This window comes from Acidithiobacillus sp. IBUN Pt1247-S3 (genome assembly GCF_041146875.1).
Lineage (GTDB): Bacteria > Pseudomonadota > Gammaproteobacteria > Acidithiobacillales > Acidithiobacillaceae > Igneacidithiobacillus.
The window spans coordinates 1-18,460 of sequence record NZ_JBFRXP010000029.1; the positions used below are offsets into that span (position 1 = coordinate 1).

At 56.8% G+C, this 18,460-nt stretch carries 20 protein-coding genes and 1 CRISPR repeat array; of the genes, 11 read left to right on the forward strand and 9 right to left on the reverse strand.

The genetic code is table 11. The features are described 5' to 3' along the window. The first annotated feature begins 309 nt into the window (after positions 1–309). From AB4090_RS13900 to AB4090_RS13935, 8 genes are all read left to right on the forward strand, one after another. Positions 310–534 carry a hypothetical protein gene (locus AB4090_RS13900; RefSeq protein WP_369574487.1) on the forward strand — a complete coding sequence of 75 codons (225 nt, stop codon included), beginning with the start codon at positions 310–312 and terminating at the stop codon, positions 532–534. A 21-nt stretch (positions 535–555) separates the two neighbouring features. Continuing rightward, positions 556–1,107 carry a hypothetical protein gene (locus AB4090_RS13905; protein ID WP_369574488.1) on the forward strand — a complete coding sequence of 184 codons (552 nt, stop codon included), beginning with the start codon at positions 556–558 and terminating at the stop codon, positions 1,105–1,107. Further along, positions 1,100–2,278, forward strand: a complete 1,179-nt coding sequence (locus AB4090_RS13910; protein ID WP_369574489.1) for an adenine-specific methyltransferase EcoRI family protein — start codon at positions 1,100–1,102, stop codon at positions 2,276–2,278. Before AB4090_RS13905 ends, AB4090_RS13910 begins: the two co-directional genes overlap by 8 nt. Positions 2,279–2,559: 281 nt before the next feature. Then, positions 2,560–2,883: a hypothetical protein gene (locus AB4090_RS13915; RefSeq protein WP_369574490.1), complete on the forward strand. Its 324-nt coding sequence runs from the start codon at positions 2,560–2,562 to the stop codon at positions 2,881–2,883. Further along, the gene (locus tag AB4090_RS13920) at positions 2,867–4,078 is read left to right on the forward strand and encodes a conjugal transfer protein TraB (protein ID WP_369574491.1); all 1,212 of its coding nucleotides are present in this window, start codon (positions 2,867–2,869) and stop codon (positions 4,076–4,078) included. Before AB4090_RS13915 ends, AB4090_RS13920 begins: the two co-directional genes overlap by 17 nt. A 125-nt stretch (positions 4,079–4,203) precedes the next feature. Next, positions 4,204–4,482, forward strand: a complete 279-nt coding sequence (locus AB4090_RS13925) for a hypothetical protein (RefSeq protein WP_369574492.1) — start codon at positions 4,204–4,206, stop codon at positions 4,480–4,482. Then, on the forward strand, positions 4,466–5,044 hold the full coding sequence (locus AB4090_RS13930; protein ID WP_369574493.1) for a S26 family signal peptidase: 579 nt from the start codon (positions 4,466–4,468) through the stop codon (positions 5,042–5,044). Before AB4090_RS13925 ends, AB4090_RS13930 begins: the two co-directional genes overlap by 17 nt. A gap of 762 nt (positions 5,045–5,806) precedes the next feature. After that, positions 5,807–6,115, forward strand: a complete 309-nt coding sequence (locus AB4090_RS13935; RefSeq protein ID WP_369574494.1) for a hypothetical protein — start codon at positions 5,807–5,809, stop codon at positions 6,113–6,115. Positions 6,116–6,293: 178 nt separating this feature from the next. Then, positions 6,294–6,566: direct repeats of the CRISPR family, unit length 29 nt; unit sequence GTCTGCCCCGTGTACGCGGGGATGAAAGG. 425 nt (positions 6,567–6,991) lie between these two features. On the opposite strand, the gene AB4090_RS13940 is transcribed toward AB4090_RS13935, so the two are convergent. The 5 genes from AB4090_RS13940 to AB4090_RS13960 form a co-directional block, all read right to left on the reverse strand. Further along, positions 6,992–10,231: an N-6 DNA methylase gene (locus tag AB4090_RS13940; protein ID WP_369574495.1), complete on the reverse strand. Its 3,240-nt coding sequence runs from the start codon at positions 10,229–10,231 to the stop codon at positions 6,992–6,994. Positions 10,232–10,318: 87 nt separating this feature from the next. After that, complete coding sequence (locus AB4090_RS13945) at positions 10,319–10,648, reverse strand: hypothetical protein (protein WP_369574496.1); 330 nt, start codon at positions 10,646–10,648, stop codon at positions 10,319–10,321. Between the two features lie 67 nt (positions 10,649–10,715). Continuing rightward, positions 10,716–12,521 (reverse strand): type II toxin-antitoxin system HipA family toxin, encoded by a 1,806-nt coding sequence (locus AB4090_RS13950; RefSeq protein WP_369574497.1) that lies wholly within the window; start codon positions 12,519–12,521, stop codon positions 10,716–10,718. 12 nt (positions 12,522–12,533) lie between these two features. After that, positions 12,534–12,845 carry a helix-turn-helix transcriptional regulator gene (locus AB4090_RS13955; protein ID WP_369574498.1) on the reverse strand — a complete coding sequence of 104 codons (312 nt, stop codon included), beginning with the start codon at positions 12,843–12,845 and terminating at the stop codon, positions 12,534–12,536. Between the two features lie 849 nt (positions 12,846–13,694). Then, entirely contained in the window at positions 13,695–14,168 is a 474-nt protein-coding gene (locus tag AB4090_RS13960; protein ID WP_369574499.1) for an ArdC-like ssDNA-binding domain-containing protein, read from the reverse strand. Between the two features lie 359 nt (positions 14,169–14,527). On the opposite strand from AB4090_RS13960, the gene AB4090_RS13965 reads away from it, so the two are divergent. Then, the gene (locus AB4090_RS13965) at positions 14,528–15,301 is read left to right on the forward strand and encodes a hypothetical protein (protein ID WP_369574500.1); all 774 of its coding nucleotides are present in this window, start codon (positions 14,528–14,530) and stop codon (positions 15,299–15,301) included. Further along, positions 15,298–15,525: a PIN domain-containing protein gene (locus tag AB4090_RS13970; RefSeq protein ID WP_369574501.1), complete on the forward strand. Its 228-nt coding sequence runs from the start codon at positions 15,298–15,300 to the stop codon at positions 15,523–15,525. The genes AB4090_RS13965 and AB4090_RS13970 overlap by 4 nt, the downstream gene beginning before the upstream one ends. Before the next feature lie 315 nt (positions 15,526–15,840). On the opposite strand, the gene AB4090_RS13975 is transcribed toward AB4090_RS13970, so the two are convergent. The 4 genes from AB4090_RS13975 to tnpA all read right to left on the reverse strand — a co-directional run bounded on the left by AB4090_RS13975 (position 15,841) and on the right by tnpA (position 17,750). Next, positions 15,841–16,542: a hypothetical protein gene (locus AB4090_RS13975; RefSeq protein WP_369574502.1), complete on the reverse strand. Its 702-nt coding sequence runs from the start codon at positions 16,540–16,542 to the stop codon at positions 15,841–15,843. Continuing rightward, positions 16,539–16,799 (reverse strand): hypothetical protein, encoded by a 261-nt coding sequence (locus AB4090_RS13980; RefSeq protein ID WP_369574503.1) that lies wholly within the window; start codon positions 16,797–16,799, stop codon positions 16,539–16,541. The genes AB4090_RS13975 and AB4090_RS13980 overlap by 4 nt, the downstream gene beginning before the upstream one ends. A gap of 178 nt (positions 16,800–16,977) precedes the next feature. After that, positions 16,978–17,313, reverse strand: coding sequence for a hypothetical protein (locus AB4090_RS13985; protein ID WP_369574504.1), 336 nt, complete (start codon positions 17,311–17,313; stop codon positions 16,978–16,980). Then, positions 17,310–17,750 (reverse strand): IS200/IS605 family transposase, encoded by a 441-nt coding sequence (tnpA, locus tag AB4090_RS13990; RefSeq protein ID WP_369574505.1) that lies wholly within the window; start codon positions 17,748–17,750, stop codon positions 17,310–17,312. The genes AB4090_RS13985 and tnpA overlap by 4 nt, the downstream gene beginning before the upstream one ends. A gap of 23 nt (positions 17,751–17,773) precedes the next feature. On the opposite strand from tnpA, the gene AB4090_RS13995 reads away from it, so the two are divergent. Beyond that, positions 17,774–18,391, forward strand: coding sequence for a hypothetical protein (locus tag AB4090_RS13995; RefSeq protein WP_369574506.1), 618 nt, complete (start codon positions 17,774–17,776; stop codon positions 18,389–18,391). The last annotated feature ends 69 nt before the right edge of the window (positions 18,392–18,460 follow it).

The window sequence follows — 18,460 nt, forward strand, 5'->3', positions numbered from 1 at the left end:
GAGTGTGCGGTGCCACCAGCCGTGTCTACCCGGTAGACAAGATGCCGGGCTTGACCTGCTTTCGATCTATACCAGAGCAGGGTCCATGGATTGAGGGCGCAGGAGAGTTGGCGTGCTCAGCAGGCCTTTTCGCGCGTCGTTGCGCGATCGGCCTTGCGCTGCCAACCAGATAAGTAGCGGGTGTCATGTGGGTTCTGGTGGTGTTGTTTGTGGTTGCGGCCATGATTGACGATGGCAGGCCAGCGGCTATTGTGGCGGTATATACGCTTGACTATTCCTGTGGCTGGTTGGGTATACCATTACTTTTTTATGGACGGAACCTTGTTGGCCTTGACTGCGGTGATGGGCGTGGCTATGGCCTATTTTGGCTATGTAATGGTGGATGTCTCTTTCGACCTGTTAGCGGCGGCCAACGGTGTGGAGGTCTGTCCTTGCCGATCTCCGTACCTGGCCCGCATGGTTTGGGAGGCGCAGTTTTTGTCTCAAAAGCACAAGCCCTTGTGGGCCAGATTCTTTTCTTCTGTTGGTTTTTGAGGTGTTGGAGGCGGCAATTGGATGACGGCAGGAATTGGCAGCTATCGCGTGGTGGGGAAACCGGAGAGAGACTTGCCGGAGGACTCGATCTTTCCATTGGACACTCCCGAGCAGAAAGCGTTCTACTTTGAGCGACTGGCACGCTTTAAGGCGAAGTTTCATGGCTTTCCGGTGTATCGTTTGGCACCTGGGGAGCCGCAAGTCAAACGGTTCGCAACACCGCTGCGAGCCAGGAGAGCGAAGCGGGGGCGAGTAGTCCCCAGAAGCCAACGCGGTGTACTGCATCCGCCGAAGCGACCGCGTAAGCTGGGAGTGCAGGCGCGTGCTGTGCCGCATGGTTGGCGTCGAGCCATTTGGGAGACGAGTGCACCGACGGCGCCCCAACGAGGGCGTGACGGTGCGCCGATGACCAGGGCGGCTGGGGTCTATTATCTGGTCGGCAGCGCAAGGCCGATCGCGCAACGACGCGCGAAAAGGCTTGCTGAGCACGCCGACTCTCCTGTGGAAGAAGCGAATAAGGATTGGGAGGTTTGCGCGACTCGTGCAGCCCGTCAGAGGAGGACACATGACTAAAGCCAAGCCAATCCAAGCCGCGCCCAATGATTCCCGTGGAGAATCGCGCAATAGCTCACTACAAGCCGCAAGACGGGCCAAGCAGGATGAGTTCTACACACAGTACATCGACATCCAGAAGGAGATTGAAGCCTACCTTGAATTCAACCTAGACACTTTCCGCGACAAAATCGTTTACTGCAACTGCGATGACCCATTCGAGAGTAACTTCTTCAAGTATTTCGCCGCCAATTTTAACAAGCTCGGCCTGAAAAAGCTCATCACCACAAGCTACGATGGGTCGCCTATCGCCAGCGCCCAACTACCGCTCATTGAATACACCGAGGGCAACGGCAAGCGCCAAAAGCCCAAGGCTATCGCCGTCATTCTCGACCATGTGAAAGACGAGGACGGCGACGGCGCTGCCAACATTGATGATGTCAAGCTCTTCCTCAAGCGCAACAAAGCAGCGCGGAAAGCCTTGAAGGATGACGGTGAGTATTCAGGCGGAGACTTCCGCAGCGCCGAGTGCGTCGCGCTTCTGAAAGAGGCTGACATCATCAATGTTACCAACCCTCCGTTTTCCCTTTTTCGTGAGTACGTCGCGCAACTCGTTGAGCACGAGAAAAAGTTTGTCATCATAGGCCCCAAGAACGCCACGACTTACAAGGATGTATTCCCGCTCATCAAAGAAACGAAGCTATGGCTTGGGTCCGGGTTCGCCAATGGAAACGCCTACTTCAGTATTCCAGCAGGAAGTGGACGAGATTTTGCGGATGGCGTCTATGACGCGAGCACTGGGCTGGTCAAGTTTCGCAATGTTGGTTGGTTCACAAACCTCGATCACGGGAGGCGCCACAAGAAGTTGCCCCTCATGACGATGGCGGACAACTTGAAGTTCAGCAAGCACAAGGAAATCAAAGGCAAAGCCGCCTACGACCGGTACGATAACTACGACGCGATCGAAGTACCGTTCATCGATGCCATCCCCAGCGACTACGACGGTGTGATTGGTGTCCCGATTACTTTTCTCGATAAGCACAACCCAGAGCAATTCGAGATTTTGGGCGCAACGGAAAGCGAGGGGAAAGGATTTTCCAATGGTTTGTGGCGTGGTGGCGTAGCACAGGCTATGGTTCGTGGCGCACGAGTTTATAAGAGACTATTCATAAGACGAAAGGATCTGGCATGAATATCATTCTGAAAAATATAAATATCAAGGAACGATTTGAACCGACGCACCGCGATCAAGGTTGGCAAGACCTATAAACCAACCTATGCCCCTTCGAGGCAGCCCTGTTCACCGCCACCGATGAGCCCGCCGCACAGGCGATTCGGGCAAGTTACCAAAGCCCAAGATCCGGGCCTGACACCACAGCACCGAGAAAAACCACGACAATCAGCGATACCGCGCCTTGACCCGATTCTGATCTATACCCATGCAATCAAGTTTGTCGGTGGTCGGGGTGATGGATGGACGTGGTCTGGTTTCAGGATTTTTGGAGAGGATTTCGGCGCTTCGTATATCCAGAAATTCGCAAGAAAGCAATACAGGCAACAATCTTGTTTCGTGATGTGTTGACTGTTATTTGGGTATTTTCCGCACTTGCCTATTTGCCGATATATGTTATCCCGAAAAGAATTCTTTATTCGGTGATTGCTCCCTGGGTTTACGACTATTTTCTTTTGTCCGCGGTCACATTCGGCATATTTTTGCTGATCAGGATATTGTGGCGCTTACTACAATGGGCACGAAATGTCGCTCGCCGTGGAAAAGACGATGCGCAAGACCGTTGATCTTGCGGCGGCCTTTACCGCCGGCGCAGTTATTGGCGCTCTCGCCTGGCCGCACCTGATCGGCCTCGCCCCACTGGTTCTGATTGCCCTTCCCTTCTGGAACCGCCGTCACTGGCTCGCACCCTTCCTGTCCATGTTCGGCTATCACCTGGCGACGACTTATGGGCTGATCCACGGCACGGATGATTTCTTTCCCCATGCTGGGCTGGTCCTTGGCGTCGCTTTCTGGACCGGCTCGTCACTACTGTTCGCCCTCCCCTATCTTTTGTATCGTCCGCTGTTCAGTCGTCTGGCAGGTCGTCAAACTGGCTGGCCCAGGTTGGCTGGAGCGGCCATGGTCACGACGCTGCTCCTGTCTATTGTCTCGACCGTACTGCCGCCGCTGGGCCTGATCGGCTGGACCAGTCCGTGGATTGGCGCGTTACCTGGAGGCTGGGTTGCCCTGATCATGACGGGCATGGCGGTAGGGTGGGCAGGATCAGTAGCCGATATGCCAGCGTTCCCGGCGCTCTGGTTTGCTGGAGCTACCCTTGGCCTTTTCGTTGGACTGCTGTTTGGTGTTCCCAAGGTTCCCGCCCTCCCCGCTCACTGGACGGCCATTGATACCCGCTACGGCGAACTCACGGGACTGTCCTATGTCGAGGCCAGTATGCAAATGGTGCCGAAAGTCCTACGCGACTTTCGCCACGGCTCACGGGTTGTGCTCACTCCGGAATCCATTGCTGGTCCCTGGCTACCGGGTACTCGTGCCATCTGGCAGTCGGTCTTGCAGTATACGGCCACCCACAAGGGCAAAGTCGCGCTCATCGGTGCAGACATCCCCACCACCCACGGCGGCTATGTGGATGCCCTGGTACAGATGCAGGACGGCGAGGAAACGATCCTGCCCGACCGGATACCCGTACCGTTTTCCATGTGGCATCCGTGGCAGCCGCGAGACAGCTTCCCCATGCACGTTTTCGGAAAGCCGGAGACGGCAATTGTGAACGGCGTGCATGTTGGCTACCTCATTTGCTACGAACAACTTCTGATCTGGCCTGCCCTGAGCCTGATGGGCCAGCACATCCGTGTCCTGCTGGCCCCAGCGAACGACTGGTGGGCCGATGGGACCGACATCCCGGCCAGTCAGGCGACTTCTGCACGGGCCTGGGGTGCGTTCTTTGGGGTGCCGGTGTTGCGGGCGGTGAATCAATAAGTTTGACCCGATTCGGATCTATACCCGGCGATGACCGAGCATCCAGGCCAAGGCACCCCCTGCCCTCGCCACCTGGATGCTGGACTGCCCAATGGGGTATTGGATTCGTTGGAATCGGAGGCACTATGGGAGATTTGTTGCCGGAAGAACCCGGAAAATCCGCACATGGAATGGGTTCGGATTTGCGAGCAAAAGCGGCGCAACGAATCCGCGAAATAGACAGCCGGTTGTTGGCCTGGTTTGAGCGTCCTGGCCCGCGGCGTGCCGCGTCCTGGGCTTTGCGGGTGCTCTTGATGGTGGAAGCGCCGATCCGGTGGCTGGACAAGCCGGTAGCCATGCTGTTGGCGGGTATTCAGGTGCGTGAGCGCAAGCGTCGGGAGAAGCACCTTGAAAAGCATCGTTAAGTGGTCCCTGTGGGGCATGTTTGGCATCTTCACAGGGCTGGCCGCCTTGTACCTGGGGATACTGGCGATCGTGCGGTGGGATCATTTGGCCCTGAACGCATCGACCTGTGAGCCGCTGGGCCTCTATAAGCTGGAAGGCAATCCGTTCCCGCTGCACGATGGTGAACTGGTGGAAGTGGAGATCCCCGGCCCGGACCATCACCCGGCGGTGGCGGAAGGACTGAGGTATCACTGGTTCCCTGCGAACCAGCCCTGGATCAAGAACATCGCCGCCCTGCCCGGCCAGACCGTGGTGCTCAAGCGGGCTGGCGTGTGGGTGGACGGGCACTACCTGCCGAACTCGCATGTGGAGCGGCGCACGCCCGGGCAGCAGCACGCGATCATTCACTATCCCTTTGGCACATATCATTTGAAAGCCGGGCAGGTGTGGCTGTATGCGCCGGGCAATTACGCCTTCGATTCGGCGTATTACGGACCAGTCCCGGAGACGCACATCCTGGAGAAAGCACGGCCCTGGTGGGTGATTCCAGGCAGCCAGTATTGGTTGAAAAGAGGAGGCTGATGGAAGCCATGGGTATACCCTGGGTGCTATTATTTTTTGGGGTGTGGTATGGACAACGCCTGTGGACGGTTGCCCCGACGACACGGGCAATCTTGGGGATGATGCTTGCCATGTTTTTGGTGCGTCGGTATCGGCGGTTCTTTTTGTGGTATTGGGATGCTTTGTTGGCAGCCTTGCTGGCGCCGGTTTGGGACAGTGTGTGGCTGGGGAGGGTGGTTCGGCCAGAGACTGTAACCGATGAGCTGCCGCTTATGGTGATGGCTAGGCGTTACTGGCAGGAGCAGTACGCGGCAAAGCGGTTTCGGGGGTGGTGGTGGGCAAGCTGGGTGCTGGTACTGTGTTTGGGCCTGCCTCTCATTTTTTCGGTCATATCTGGTGAACGGGCCGTGATGACGGCTTTGTGGGTTCCGTACCTGCTGGCGGCTTATGGTGGTCTGGTTTTGCTGGGGTGGAAAAAGCGAAGCGCCACAACACCGTGCCAGACGTTGAGCAACGTGACCGGGTTGCCGTCCTCGCATTTTGGGTTGTTGCTAGGGACGACGGCTGATCCGTCGTCTTCTGCGTTCCCAGAGGTGGTTTCTCCGGGCGGGCGAGGTTCTTTCTGGGCTGGGTTAAAGCGAGTCGGCGTGCTCAGCAAGCCTTTTCGCGCGTCGTTGCGCGACCGGCCTTGCGCTGCCGACCAGATAAAAGCCCCAGCCGTCCCGGTCACCGGCGTGTCGCCCCGCCCTCGTTGGGGCGCAGGCGGCACACTCCGGCTCCCGAATGACTTTACGGCAGCCATGCGGCACAGCACGCGCCTACACTCCCAGCTACGCGGTCGTTTCGGCGGATGCAGTTCGCCGCGCTGCCTACTGGGGACTACTCGCCCCCGCTTCGCTCTCCTGGCTCGCAGCGTGGTTATTTTGTCCTGGTTGCGATACCCTTGGTGGTGCCTTTGGCGTCATTTCCGAACACATTGCGGTTGGGTGTGGTGGGCCTTTTTGTGTGGCGGGTATTTTTGTCGCTGTTGTTGGTGTTTTCCTGGCTGGTGGTGCTGGTTCGCATGGGTTTGCCATTGGCACGATTTGTTAATCCTCTGCCGGATAAGGAGAACCTTTGTGTTTCTGTTTTTGTGAGAGATGTGAAGGGTTGTAGGTGTTAAGCGGTGAGGCGTTTATTGCCGGTTCTGCGATAACCGTTGGGAATTGCAAAATCGGTACTTTCTGGAAGACCGGAAACCGGCCAGAAAGAACAATGAGTTACAACTAGAGTCTGCCCCGTGTACGCGGGGATGAAAGCATTGACAACCGGACAAAGATCCTATTTTTGAGGTCTGCCCCGTGTACGCGGGGATGAAAGGGGCGTGGTTTGGCGGGAACATGCGCAGCATGTGTCTGCCCCGTGTATGCGGGGATGAAAGGGGGCCTGACCGATGAATTCCAGGTAGTGTTTTGTCTGCCCCGTGTACGCGGGGATGAAAGGTCCAGACATACTAACGCCCTGGATTCCACAGCGTCTGCCCCGTGTACGCGGGGATGAATGGCCTCCAGGCCGTTGTCCGTCTTCCGAAAGACCATAGTGGGCGCAGTCTCATAGCCCTCCGGCCCCTTGCGCCGCAAGGAGCCCACCAACTGACCCTCGTATTCCTTACCTTTCCCTGGGACGTGTACGCGGTCAAGGTTTATCCAGTTGCCGTCCGGCTGCCGGATGCCCAACTCCAGCGCCGGGTAGGGCTCCCGCTCTGTCTTGGTCCACATCCGAGAAGTTTCCGCCACGGTATCTATGTCGGGTTCGCGGATAGACCAAAGGGGACCCAGCGGCGCGGGTCCGTCATGTCGCAACCGATGCTCCAGTCTGTCCTGAATATCAACTGAAATCCCCGAAATTATGTAGCTGTTGCCATTTCGGCGATAAATCACTGCATTACGTTAGCATCGCCAGTCTGGCGTAGTTGTAGTCTCTAGTCGCTTAGCGTTGGCGCCGCTGCATCCACGATTTTAGAATCGTCTCACCATCTGATTCGATCTTGCGCACCAGGGCGACACGCTTGGCCGCATCATGTTCTTTATGCGCTTTTTCAACGACGGTTGCCAAGTCAATGTGGCCTACGTTCGCGCCATCAAAGTTGGGCACCTGCATATGCTTGAACACGTTGCCAACCTGGATCGACACGTTATGGCTCTCCACCCACTCCCGCACCGTAGGCGTATTCAGCAGGCCGCATAGGAAATACGCCGGCTCTTTGTCGTCGAATGCGGCGAAATAGATTTTGTGGTCGGGCACATAGGGCCGCTTCCCAACCCCCGGCACGACCGCGCAGCCAGCCACGGCCGCGTAGAAGCCTCCTGCACGCAACATCTCCGGCCAGATTACTTTCCACGGCTGGAACGTGTAGTCGCCGACATTGTAGATGGCATAGAAGGGAGCGCCCGGCATTTGGCGGCGGTAGGTCGAGCGCTCGTTTAGTAACGTCTTGTGGCGGGTAAACCACGCTCTCGTCTTGGCAAGGGCGGCGCCATTCATTGCCGTTTCCGAAGCATCATAGTCATCGTCGCCAATGCCGCGATTGGGAACGAAGGCATATAGCTCGTCATCCGCGCGCTGCGGAGCGCTCAACCGCAGATAGCATGTCTCAAAATCGCCCGCACCCTTGACCAAGGGATACAGCAAGCTGGCTTCTACCCACGCGGTCTTGGCGGCACCGATTTCCTTTTTGCCAGAGTCGGGGCAACTGCGGACCTGTACCAAGTTGCCATTGCTCTTGAGGATCGGTACGAAATACACGCCGTTCAGATCCGTGGTAATGCCCTTGCGCCCCGCAGTCCACGTACAAGCCCCGGAAAGCGCCTGCAAGACCTGGTAGCGACCTTCGGCCAGTACCGCCCAGGGAGAGCCCGGTTCATCGACTGGCGCCGCCTCCTTGGGCGTGATGGCGATCCGCGCCATTACATCCGGCAGACTCAGCCCGATCGGAATGGCCTTGGCGTTGCCAGCCGTGCTATCCCACAGCCGATAGGGCACGGGATACGTGCCGGGCTTCTTGGTTTTGTCGAACACGGCGACGACGGTATGGTTCGTAGCGTCGTCGAAGGGTTTCAACGCTTTCATGTCGTCGACGCTGATCGGTTTCAGGTGCAACGTCTTCGGATTGGTCGGCACCAAGCGGAAATGGCGGAAGCCCGCCGACGATGGATTCTTGAAAATCTCGCCGCGAATGACAAAAGCTAGTCGCCCGTTGGTCTTCAACCACTTGTCCGAAGTGGTGTAGGTAATCATCGCCGAAATGTCCAACTCGTTGCCGCCGTGGCGCTTGTTCTTCGAGAAGATGCCGTAATGCTCGCACGTTGGCTTGACCCGCTGGCGGTAAGCGTCGGGCAGCTTCGACCAGCGCACCCAAGGCGGATTCCCGACGATGCAGTCGAAATGGCCGGCGGTCGCCGACCAGAAGAAGTTACGCACAATCCTGAACCAAATGCCGTTCCACTGCTGCCGGTGCAAATGCAATATTTTATCATACGTGTGCTGCAATGGTTCGCGCCACTCGTCGGCCTCGTTCGGGGTCAGCAACTCAGCAGCCAGCAATCGCGCTTCGGCTTGCTCATATTCAAGATCGTCCTCGACATTCTCGCCCATTTGCGCAAACACTTGATCCAAGCGGGCACGGTCAAAGGCCAATGCAGACGGAAGGGTGATGTCCAGCCTTGCGACTTGGCTGCCGATCTGGTATTCCACCACGTCCTGCCCTTTCGCTGGATCGGGTGCAGGGGAATAGATCGCATCGGCGAGTAGCACAGGGATTTCGAGCGTGTGGCCAGGGGATGCCTTCAAGAGGTCGGCGATCTCCATCAGGAAATTGACCCGTGCTGTTTGCACCGCAAGGGGATTCAGATCGAAGCCCCACACGGAAGTGCAAACGTTTTCGAGCAGCCGTTCCGCATCCCATCGGGCCTTGACGGCTTCCTCGCGCATGAGGCGCAGGACGGCGACCAGGAAGGCGCCGGAACCGCATGTGGGATCGAGTACGCGCTTGCCTAGCCAGGCGCCACGGCGAGCTTTCTCAACGGTAAAGTCAACCAACCAATCGGGCGTGTAGAACTCGCCCAAACTTTGCCGTAGCTTGCCGGGCACCAAGTCTTGATAGAGGTCGCGCAGCACGTCGCGCGTATGCGTCAAATAATCGGTGCGGTACAGCGAGAGTGCAGCCAATAAACCGCGCAAGGCAGGTACGAGCTGGGCGGAGTACGCATCGTCGCGGGCTACGTCCAGATACCAACTGAAAATCGCTTCCTCCACGAATCCACGAATGCCCGCTTGCTCGAAGATGCCGGCGCGCTCTATGTCTTGGGATAGCGTATCGAGTAAGGCGGCGTCATCGAGCAGGCCGGACATGGCCTGTGCCGGCTGCTGCGTTGTCGTCAGTCCGTGGGCGGAGATGATTTCCGCCGCCAGCAACTTGATCAGCAGCGAGTTGTAGGAGTGGATGACGAACAACCGACCTGCCATGGCCTGTTCAAGGTTCCCGTTCCACGAAAACCCAATCTCCTGATTGATGGCGTCCGCTTGCAGCACCGACATATCGGCCACTTGGCCGTAGAGGCTACGCCATTCCTCGAACAGCATCTTGATCTTGGAACTGCCTTTCTGGGCCAACTCGCCGGCCAGGGCGTCGGACATCGACTGCATTAACGAGCGCCCGTTGGCCGAACCGTGGCCGAAGTCGGCCATCAGATGGCCGATTGTGATGGCTCGCCGCGTGTCCGCCCTGATTGCCTGGATAACCAGGCCCACCGCGTATTCGGAAAACGGAACAAGGTGCTCGGTGTGGATCACGCAATCGCGCACCTGGGCGAAACAGACATGATCGCCGTCGATGGCGATACCGATGTAATCCTCCGGGGGGATGCCTGACTTCTTCGCTTCGCGCAGGATGTAGGGCAACAGGCGCTTGTCGGTGGCCTCCTTGAACTTGGCGCTGCCCTTCTTGCCCTTAAAGAAACCCGGCGCCTTGAACTCGATGATGACGTTGTTGTAGCTGCTGTCCTTCTTCGCCCGTTCGGCATCGAAGGGCTTGCCTATCGCTGCTTCCAGGGCGGATACCCACGCTAAGCGAACCTCCTCCTCGCCTTCCCACGGCCGGCTGCGCCGGGCCGCGATATGCGCGTAAGCGGCCTGCTGTCTTGTCCTGTCAGTAATTATGGATTGGCTCATTATGTATTGTTGAGAGAAGCGGTGCGTGGCCAGAGGTGACTTTATTCTTAACGTAGCGCGGAGGCAGGGGATTGTCAAAATTATTTGTCATTTTGAAAAACGAGAAAGACACCCGTGGGCTGCACCCCCAATGCCCGTGCCCTGGGGGAACAGGACCACGCGGCCATGCCCCTCCATCTCCCGCAAGATGAGACGCAGCCCCATGGGCGAGCGCTGGTCCAGGGCCACCATCCGATGCCCGCCCGTGGCCCGGCCATACCAGCGCAGTACCCGCGAAAATGCCGGATGACGCGCATAGTCCGGGTCCACCGCAAACAGGTAGCCATAATGCCCGCCGACGCACTGCAGATAACGGGCTACGGCTGGACCATCCAGCAGAGACGTGTGGGGGCGAACGAGGATCAGATGGCCGGGCATCTCAGGCTCCAGATAGAGAGGGATGCCGGGGTATAGATCGGGGACGGGTTAGAGGTTTGGGGAGGGGTTACAACTCGGTGCCATGTTTTTTTCTTCCTGGGGAACTTGACGGCTGGGGATTGTCATTCATCTTATTGATCTCTGGCTTGCCGGGATCGATTCCCAACAACTGCTGAAGTAACTGTCCTTCCCGATGATTCGGGATAGCCTTCAGCATTTCGTTCTGGCGCAAGATGGCTGGGCGCTCATGGATCATCTCTCCGTCGCGGGTAATCGTAACCTCAGCCTTGCCATGCTCCGACTTCGATAGGATAACTATCAGAGGCTCCTCGCCGGGGAATGCCGCAATGGCCTCCAGGCCGTTGTCCGTCTTCCGGAAGACCATAGTGGGCGCAGTCTCATAGCCCTCCGGCCCCTTGCGCCGCAAGGTGCCCACCAACTGACCCTCGTATTCCTTACCTTTCCCTGGGACGTGTACGCGGTCAAGGTTTATCCAGTTGCCGTCAGGCTGCCGGATGCCCGACTCCAGCGCCGGGTAGGGCTCCCGCTCTGCCTTGGTCCACATCCGAGAAGTTTCCGCCACGGTATCTATGTCAGGTTCACGGATAGACCAGAGGTGACCCAGCGGCGCGGGTCCGTCATGTCGCAACCGATGCTCCAGTCTGTCCAGCATGGAATCCACAAACAGCTTGCGCCGGCCATCCAGACCGGAATCTGCCCAAATCGTCCGGCGATATCGTTGTGCGGTATTCCACACGCTTTCCTGAAGCTCCTGATACATTTGCCGAGCATTCCCGTGCTGGATGTCAGACGTGTCCCACAAATCATTCAGGCGGTCCTGGTCCAACCATTGCTTATGCTGCGTGGCTTCGTCCGGGAAATGCTGATGGATCGTCAACGCAGGAAAATCATTTGGCAGGAACAAGGTGGTGTCCAATACGTCATAAGATGGCGCCAGACGAACATCTTCCATGGATCGATAGATCAGCCCGAAGTTCTTCAGATGAGCATCCCCATTGCGCAGGATGTCGTTGAGCAAAAGAATCCTGAGAACGGTTTCCTTGCCCTGGATTACGTATTCCTCGGACACGAAGGAGTCCACCATGACGAAGAGCTTTTCCTGACAACCATTATACTTGAACGCAGGAGAAAACCCGTTCAGGGCGCACGCATCCTCAAAGCCCATGCGTGCCCCATCGGGTTCAATGTCGAAACGGTTGACGAGCAGAGCCTCTCCCGTGATATTTCTTCGCGCCTCTACAGTGGGTATTCCTGCTTCACGAGATGCCAGGAGTGCGAAATCCTCAGCAAGCGTAATACCAAAGTATTGCGGAGATTCCAGTTTCAGGATGCAATCTTGAAAATACAGCGTTCTACTGCCGCCCTTTGGTAAAACGACCTTGGGCATGGCGCCAGATACTCCCAGATTTTCCGCGCCAATGGAGCGAAAAAGGTCTTGCATCCATTTTTCATGACCTGTCGGCACAATGGCATCCAGCAATTCCTGATCCAGCGTCCTGCTGGATCTTGGACCACCAAAACTCAAACGTCCGATCAGATTCCGACCGGCCACTTGCAACAGTGTGAATTTGTCGGAAATGGCAAACCCTTTACCTGCCTGCTCCGATAACCGTTCCAGAGCCCAACCTTCCGGAAGTGAAGTTTGAAACGAAATGGGCATGTCAAACAGATCGGTATACTCACGCCCGGCCACCGGCATGAGCAAAGACACCAGGTTTTCTTCGGGGACGTTTTCCTTATAACGAAAATCATAGCGATTCTGCACCCCGGAAGATTGCAGGACGCTTCTTTTTTCCAGAGTGCCGACTTCCCGATCATTACAGAACACGGAAACAGAAACCTTTTTCTCCATCGCCAGGACCTCTCAGCAAAGCCCTATGGTTGTCTGAAGAACTTCTTGCAAACGCGGGAAGCGCTTATGCCGTAGATTGCCAAGCAAGGGAACATCCGTGTTAACGGGCGCATCCGGCTCTTGTTGTGGCAAGGGAGAAAGTTGAATCTGCAAGCCCAGAATAGCAGCAATTTCCCCGGCAACACCTACAGACAGACCAGCCCCCTGCTCATAAGCGATCAGAGTTGCACGAGAAACACCGACACGATCCGCCAATTCCGCCTGGGTGATTCCCAACGCCCGGCGGACTCTGCGGATTTCTGCACCAAAGCTCTTCGCATCCATTTTGCCCCTCCGTGGTTCATGATTCTTAACGTAGCGCGGAGGCAGGGGTTTGTCAAGATTATTTGACATTTTGAAAAACGAGAAAGACACCCGTGGGCTGCACCCCCAATGCCCGTGCCCTGGGGGAACAGGACCACGCGGCCATGCCCCTCCATCTCCCGCAAGATGAGACGCAGCCCCATGGGCGAGCGCTGGTCCAGGGCCACCATCCGATGCCCGCCCGTGGCCCAGCCATACCAGCGCAGTACCCGCGAAAATGCCGGATGACGCGCATAATCCGGGTCCACCGCAAACAGGTAGCCATAATGCCCGCCGACGACCGCCAGAGATCATCCGATCATGGCAGAAAGGCCCAGAAGCAACACGAGTGACGGAGCGCAGCGACGGCGCGAGGGGTGCTCGGGGCCGATACTGGCGGGGCGCACTCCTTCTTTATCTTGCACTCACTCCTATCTATCTACCAAGAAAATCATGCCTAGACCCTAAAAAAGCCCGCACAATTCCCTGCATGGGACCACCTACATCCGGTCAGGCGGTTGGACAATCGTATAATCTAGGATACAATTGTGGGTATGAACAGCATCAAGACCACAGCGATATTCGATCGATGGTTTGACGGGCTGCGGGATCGTCAGGCCAAAGCGCGAATCCACAGGAGAGTCGGCGTGCTCAGCAAGCCTTTTCGCGCGTCGTTGCGCGATCGGCCTTGCGCTGCCGACCAGATAATAGACCCCAGCCGCCCTGGTCATCGGCGCACCGTCACGCCCTCGTTGGGGCGCCGTCGGTGCACTCGTCTCCCAAATGGCTCGACGCCAACCATGCGGCACAGCACGCGCCTGCACTCCCAGCTTACGCGGTCGCTTCGGCGGATGCAGTACACCGCGTTGGCTTCTGGGGACTACTCGCCCCCGCTTCGCTCTCCTGGCTCGCAGCGTCGATAGCTTTCTGACGACGCTCCGGATCAGGAATTTGCTCTCGCGCAGCTTTGGACTGGGCTTTCTCGTCCGCCGTCAACTTATGTTCGTAGTCCATCCACTTTTCGATCAGCGTGCCATGCTCGCCCTTGCGTACTTGCCAGCCCTTCTCCTGGGCCTGTTTATAGGTACACCAGCGCGGGTCGGACGCATCGGGAGAGAACATCATCAGGCTTTCCTGATTCACGCCACGATACGGCTTGCCGGTCACGGCATTAGCAGGGGCGAGGACCTCACCAGCCTTCCAGGGCTTCTGCCATCGCGCCGTGCCCTGCTCAATCTGCTGGATCAGATGATCGGCCACCTCCAGACGGAAATCCCGCTTGCCCTCTTTGCCGTGTGACGCCATAGGTCGTGCCCCTCCTGCAGATTGCCTGAGTGGGTATAGCGGCGGGCTGGCGGTATAGCTTTTGAGCAATAACTAAGCCAAGCCAGTCAGCTCATGGTGTTTCCACTGTAGATCCCGGTCATTGCGGTGCCAACAGATTGCCCTTATAGTCTGCCCCGTCCGGCCCTCAGCAGTAAGCGCCACGCCCATATGGTGGCAGCCGAACCTCTGGGATTTTGTTTTTTCAGGAGTTTTGCTGATGGTTATGACGGCCGTGCTGATCGATGGCGCATATTTTGTGAAGAGGTTCCGCGCCATTGAGCCGCACAATGCTGTGATGCACACTGACGGCAGGTAGCCTTTGATCTATAATTTCGCCCATGGAACCAGTCAACGAACTTCGTTTTTCTGTCAGCGACCGTATCAATGGTACCGATGTCGGACCAAAGAGCGTTCCGTTGAACTTGTTGGGTGACTTCCAGAAGGATGTCAGCGAGTTTTTAAGAGGTTCAGCGCGGGATATCGATCTTGCGGGAGTGCTAGTTTCGGTTGATGAAGGTTCGCTTGCGTTGGCGGTAACCGGCCTACCGGCGGCGTCGACGCTATGGGTTGATCTGGAACGCCTGAAATCCCCAGACTCCCTGAACTCGGTTGACCCCAAACGCGCGAATGTGGTAGAGCGCTGGCAAATGTCAGCTCGACAGAGTCCTCACCGCAAATACCGGGTTGTAGATGCAGCAGCACGAATCAGCCTGTTGGTCGATGCATCGACTGATTTCCGCAGGATTGAGGAAGTTTGGGTGACCGTAGAAAAATACGTTCATGGCAGGGTGCTGGATTGGGGTGGCAAAAGCAAACCGAATGTTCATCTGGAAATGGACGATGGCACCGTCTTAAAGGTGTCGACCTCGCAAAAGATTCTGGAGGGGGAAGAACGGAACCATCTTTACCGTTACGTGCTGCTACACATCAGCGCCGAAGAAAATCTGATGACTGGTGTGATTCGCAATCCGGTCCTGTTGGCATTCGAGGTGCATCAGCCCGTTTACGATGAAGCTGAATTCCAACAGATGGTGCGGCGTGGCACGGCGGCATGGTCGGGTGTTGTCGCTGCAAGTGCTTGGGTAGAAGAACTTCGAGGCGGTAGCGCATGACGGCAGCAGTATTGCTGGATACTAGCTTCCTGATCTCTCTTGTCGATCAGAACCGGCCTAATCACGAAACTGCAGTTAGCTACTACCGGTTGATGTTGGATCAGCAGGTGCCAATGTATTTTTCGGCAATCGTTGCCGCCGAGTTTGCAATCAAGCAGCCCATTACTGATCTGCCGCTGAAAAACTTCCGCTGCGAGCCAGGAGAGCGAAGCGGGGGCGAGTAGTCCCCAGAAGCCAACGCGGTGTACTGCATCCGCCGAAGCGACCGCGTAAGCTGGGAGTGCAGGCGCGTGCTGTGCCGCATGGTTGGCGTCGAGCCATTTGGGAGACGAGTGCACCGACGGCGCCCCAACGAGGGCGTGACGGTGCGCCGATGACCAGGGCGGCTGGGGTCTATTATCTGGTCGGCAGCGCAAGGCCGATCGCGCAACGACGCGCGAAAAGGCTTGCTGAGCACGCCGACTCTCCTGTGGTAATTCCCTTTTACCTTCCGGCGTTTTGCCTTACTCATACCCGTTTTCCCTGTATCCCGCTCGCGCCTAATCTTTTGCAAGCGCAGTTTGCAAAAGCCGTGCGGCCAATGCCACACGAGGCGGAGCGCCACGAGCACGAGAGGGTATGGCAAGCCAGTACCCTTGTACCATGCCCCGCGTCAGGACAATGTCGCGCTGAAGTTCCGGCAGAGTGACGGGTGCCCCGCCAGGATTGACGCTGATCCCTGCCACCATCACGATGCGGGGATTCGCCGCACGGAGTTGTTGGGCTACCTGGGAAACAAAGTGAGCATAACGGGCAGGATTGCGCTCCAGTCCTTGTGCTTGGATATCGTAAGCACGCACATAGGGTGCAATGCGGTAGGCGATCCTGGATCGCAGGTAGGCGTCCGCCAATGGCCTTTTGTGAAAGAGGTTCAGGGACGGCGTTGCCATCAACCATTTACCGTACCGCTTGGCCTCTGTAGCCGCCTGTTCATAGGTCTGCACCGGATGCGACTGCTCGGCTACGGGCGTAAAGCGCCAATGCTCCAGGTCCAGCACAACGCCACGGGCGTCGTCGTGCAGGGCAGCGGGCAGTTTTTGCAGACTGGCCGCACCCGACCAGATTGTCGCGGCAGGCGGTTGAAACTGCGACTGGCCCATTATCCAGGTATCTGGCGTATTCAGGGGTCCGCGCAGCAATACTGCTCCTAAAGACAGGCTGGCGAGCTTGGTAATGGTGCTTCCAGAAAACATCCAGATCATTTCGGTTTAGCCCCCATGTCCTTATCGAAAAACTCATCCATCAGAGTGTACAAGTTGTACGCCAGCACCCATAGCGGGAACCCTGTAAAAATAACCAGCGGTGGCGCCAGTATCCCCGCTACCAGTTGGTGCGTCAGGTTTTGTGGCCAGCCGATGATCTGGCAGACACCCGCGCCAATCATCGTGAAAACCGCAAACACAACAAAGAACAATAGCAGCAACAGAATGATGGTCAGTAACAGCGGCTTGATTCGCATACGATTCACTCCTGTAGTTTACTGGAAAGATCTTCGCAAGCGGCGTTCCGCGCTTTCAATCGCGATTTCAATCGCGCGCTCTCCTCAATAGCAAGGCGTTCCCGTAAGGCAGCAAGACTCCGTCTGTACCCTTCTTCTGCCTTTTTCCTGCGTTCAAGTTCCCTCATATTTATTACTGTTACGTATTCTTTCCCGGTAAGTTCACAGGTTGGCTTTTTTGTTCCAACAAGGTTTTTTTCACCTCTTCTGATTCAGATGACCACTTAGCCAGGTTTTGCAGATTTTCTGCTGTGAGTTTGTAATAAATATCTTTGTGAATCCAATAACCATAGAACCCTATAGCATCTAAAAATATAGATATAGTGACACCTATATACAAAGACTGTATACGATTGTATAGCTCAATAAGTACAGAGATACCAACAAAGGAAATCAGGATGAAACCAATACCAAGCCACATTGAACATTCGCCCGCGCATTCCCCTTCCTGGGCGGTAAGCCAGGAGGGGGTCAAGCGGGCCGTTGGGCCTTGCGGGGTTTTTCCTTGGTCCCCTGACTCTCCACGTATCGCCGCACGGTTTCCAGCGTGGCGCCGCCAACGCTGCCCACGTAATACGCCCGGTGCCAGAAGTATGGTTTCCAGTAAAACGGCTTCAAGTGTTCAGCAAAGCGGTTACGCGCACGCCTGGCGCTAGCGGTTTTCAGATTGTTGATCAGCGTGGAGATGTTGAGGGCCGGATGTATTTCCACCAGCAGATGCACATGGTCCGCCTCGCCCCCAAACTCCAATAGTGTGCAACGCCACCCTTCCAGGATCTCCGCAAAAGCCTCGTGCAGGTAATCCAGCAACCCCGGCGTCAGTGTCTTGCGCCGGTACTTGGTCACGAACACGATATGCAGCTTGAGCGAATATACCGCATGAGAGGATGATTTATTAACTTGTTCTTCCATGCGGCCAAGCGTATCATGGAGCCATGCAGAAAGTCATCCGCACGGATCGCTGGTCACTCGTGGCCGACCAGAAACAGCGCCAGATGCTGCGGGATACCGTGGCACTATACCGTGCCTATGCCCGCGCGCTGATCGGTGTACTGTGGGTGCATTACCGGGAAGTTTCCGTGGGACCATTTCCGGTTGCCGCTGTCGAGAAGCTGATCCATGCGACCCGGAATAATCCCAATCCCCAGTATGCTTTCTTCGACCGCCGCTTCCCCAAGTTTCCGAGCTATTTGCGCCGGGCGGCCATCGTCGCGGCCCTGGGTCAGGTGTCCTCGTTCTCCACCCGTTACGACCAATGGCAGGGCGGTATCCGCAGGCGGCGCGATGCGTTGCCACCCCGTCGCACCGGAGAGAACGCGCTCAATCCGCCGCTCTATCGCGGCCAGTGCGTCCGTTTCGATGCGCAATACCACCATGCGGAAATCAAGGCCTGGTCCGGGACGGACTGGATCTGGACGAAACTCCAGATCGCCGCCAAGCGGCACCGGCACGAGGCATCACAAAACAAGGCGCTGTCTCCCACGCTACTTTCGGATGGCAAGGGCGTCAAACTCGCCATTCCCCCTAAATCCGCGATTGCTGCTAAGAGATAGATAGATAAGGCCCCGATCTGCAAGCCTTTCTGGTAGAATAAGCTTATCGAGAGCTTCACCCAGAAGGTG

Excerpts from the sequence above, each read along its gene's own strand:
- AB4090_RS13900 (WP_369574487.1), top strand. The coding sequence starts at position 310 with ATGGACGGAACCTTGTTGGCCTTGACTGCGGTGATGGGCGTGGCTATG.
- AB4090_RS13905 (WP_369574488.1), top strand. The coding sequence starts at position 556 with ATGACGGCAGGAATTGGCAGCTATCGCGTGGTGGGGAAACCGGAGAGA.
- AB4090_RS13910 (WP_369574489.1), top strand. The coding sequence starts at position 1,100 with ATGACTAAAGCCAAGCCAATCCAAGCCGCGCCCAATGATTCCCGTGGA.
- AB4090_RS13915 (WP_369574490.1), top strand. The coding sequence starts at position 2,560 with ATGGACGTGGTCTGGTTTCAGGATTTTTGGAGAGGATTTCGGCGCTTC.
- AB4090_RS13920 (WP_369574491.1), top strand. The coding sequence starts at position 2,867 with ATGCGCAAGACCGTTGATCTTGCGGCGGCCTTTACCGCCGGCGCAGTT.
- AB4090_RS13925 (WP_369574492.1), top strand. The coding sequence starts at position 4,204 with ATGGGAGATTTGTTGCCGGAAGAACCCGGAAAATCCGCACATGGAATG.
- AB4090_RS13935 (WP_369574494.1), top strand. The coding sequence starts at position 5,807 with ATGACTTTACGGCAGCCATGCGGCACAGCACGCGCCTACACTCCCAGC.
- AB4090_RS13940 (WP_369574495.1), bottom strand. The coding sequence starts at position 10,231 with ATGAGCCAATCCATAATTACTGACAGGACAAGACAGCAGGCCGCTTAC.
- AB4090_RS13945 (WP_369574496.1), bottom strand. The coding sequence starts at position 10,648 with ATGCCCGGCCATCTGATCCTCGTTCGCCCCCACACGTCTCTGCTGGAT.
- AB4090_RS13950 (WP_369574497.1), bottom strand. The coding sequence starts at position 12,521 with ATGGAGAAAAAGGTTTCTGTTTCCGTGTTCTGTAATGATCGGGAAGTC.
- AB4090_RS13955 (WP_369574498.1), bottom strand. The coding sequence starts at position 12,845 with ATGGATGCGAAGAGCTTTGGTGCAGAAATCCGCAGAGTCCGCCGGGCG.
- AB4090_RS13960 (WP_369574499.1), bottom strand. The coding sequence starts at position 14,168 with ATGGCGTCACACGGCAAAGAGGGCAAGCGGGATTTCCGTCTGGAGGTG.
- AB4090_RS13965 (WP_369574500.1), top strand. The coding sequence starts at position 14,528 with ATGGAACCAGTCAACGAACTTCGTTTTTCTGTCAGCGACCGTATCAAT.
- AB4090_RS13970 (WP_369574501.1), top strand. The coding sequence starts at position 15,298 with ATGACGGCAGCAGTATTGCTGGATACTAGCTTCCTGATCTCTCTTGTC.
- AB4090_RS13975 (WP_369574502.1), bottom strand. The coding sequence starts at position 16,542 with ATGATCTGGATGTTTTCTGGAAGCACCATTACCAAGCTCGCCAGCCTG.
- AB4090_RS13980 (WP_369574503.1), bottom strand. The coding sequence starts at position 16,799 with ATGCGAATCAAGCCGCTGTTACTGACCATCATTCTGTTGCTGCTATTG.
- tnpA (WP_369574505.1), bottom strand. The coding sequence starts at position 17,750 with ATGGAAGAACAAGTTAATAAATCATCCTCTCATGCGGTATATTCGCTC.
- AB4090_RS13995 (WP_369574506.1), top strand. The coding sequence starts at position 17,774 with ATGCAGAAAGTCATCCGCACGGATCGCTGGTCACTCGTGGCCGACCAG.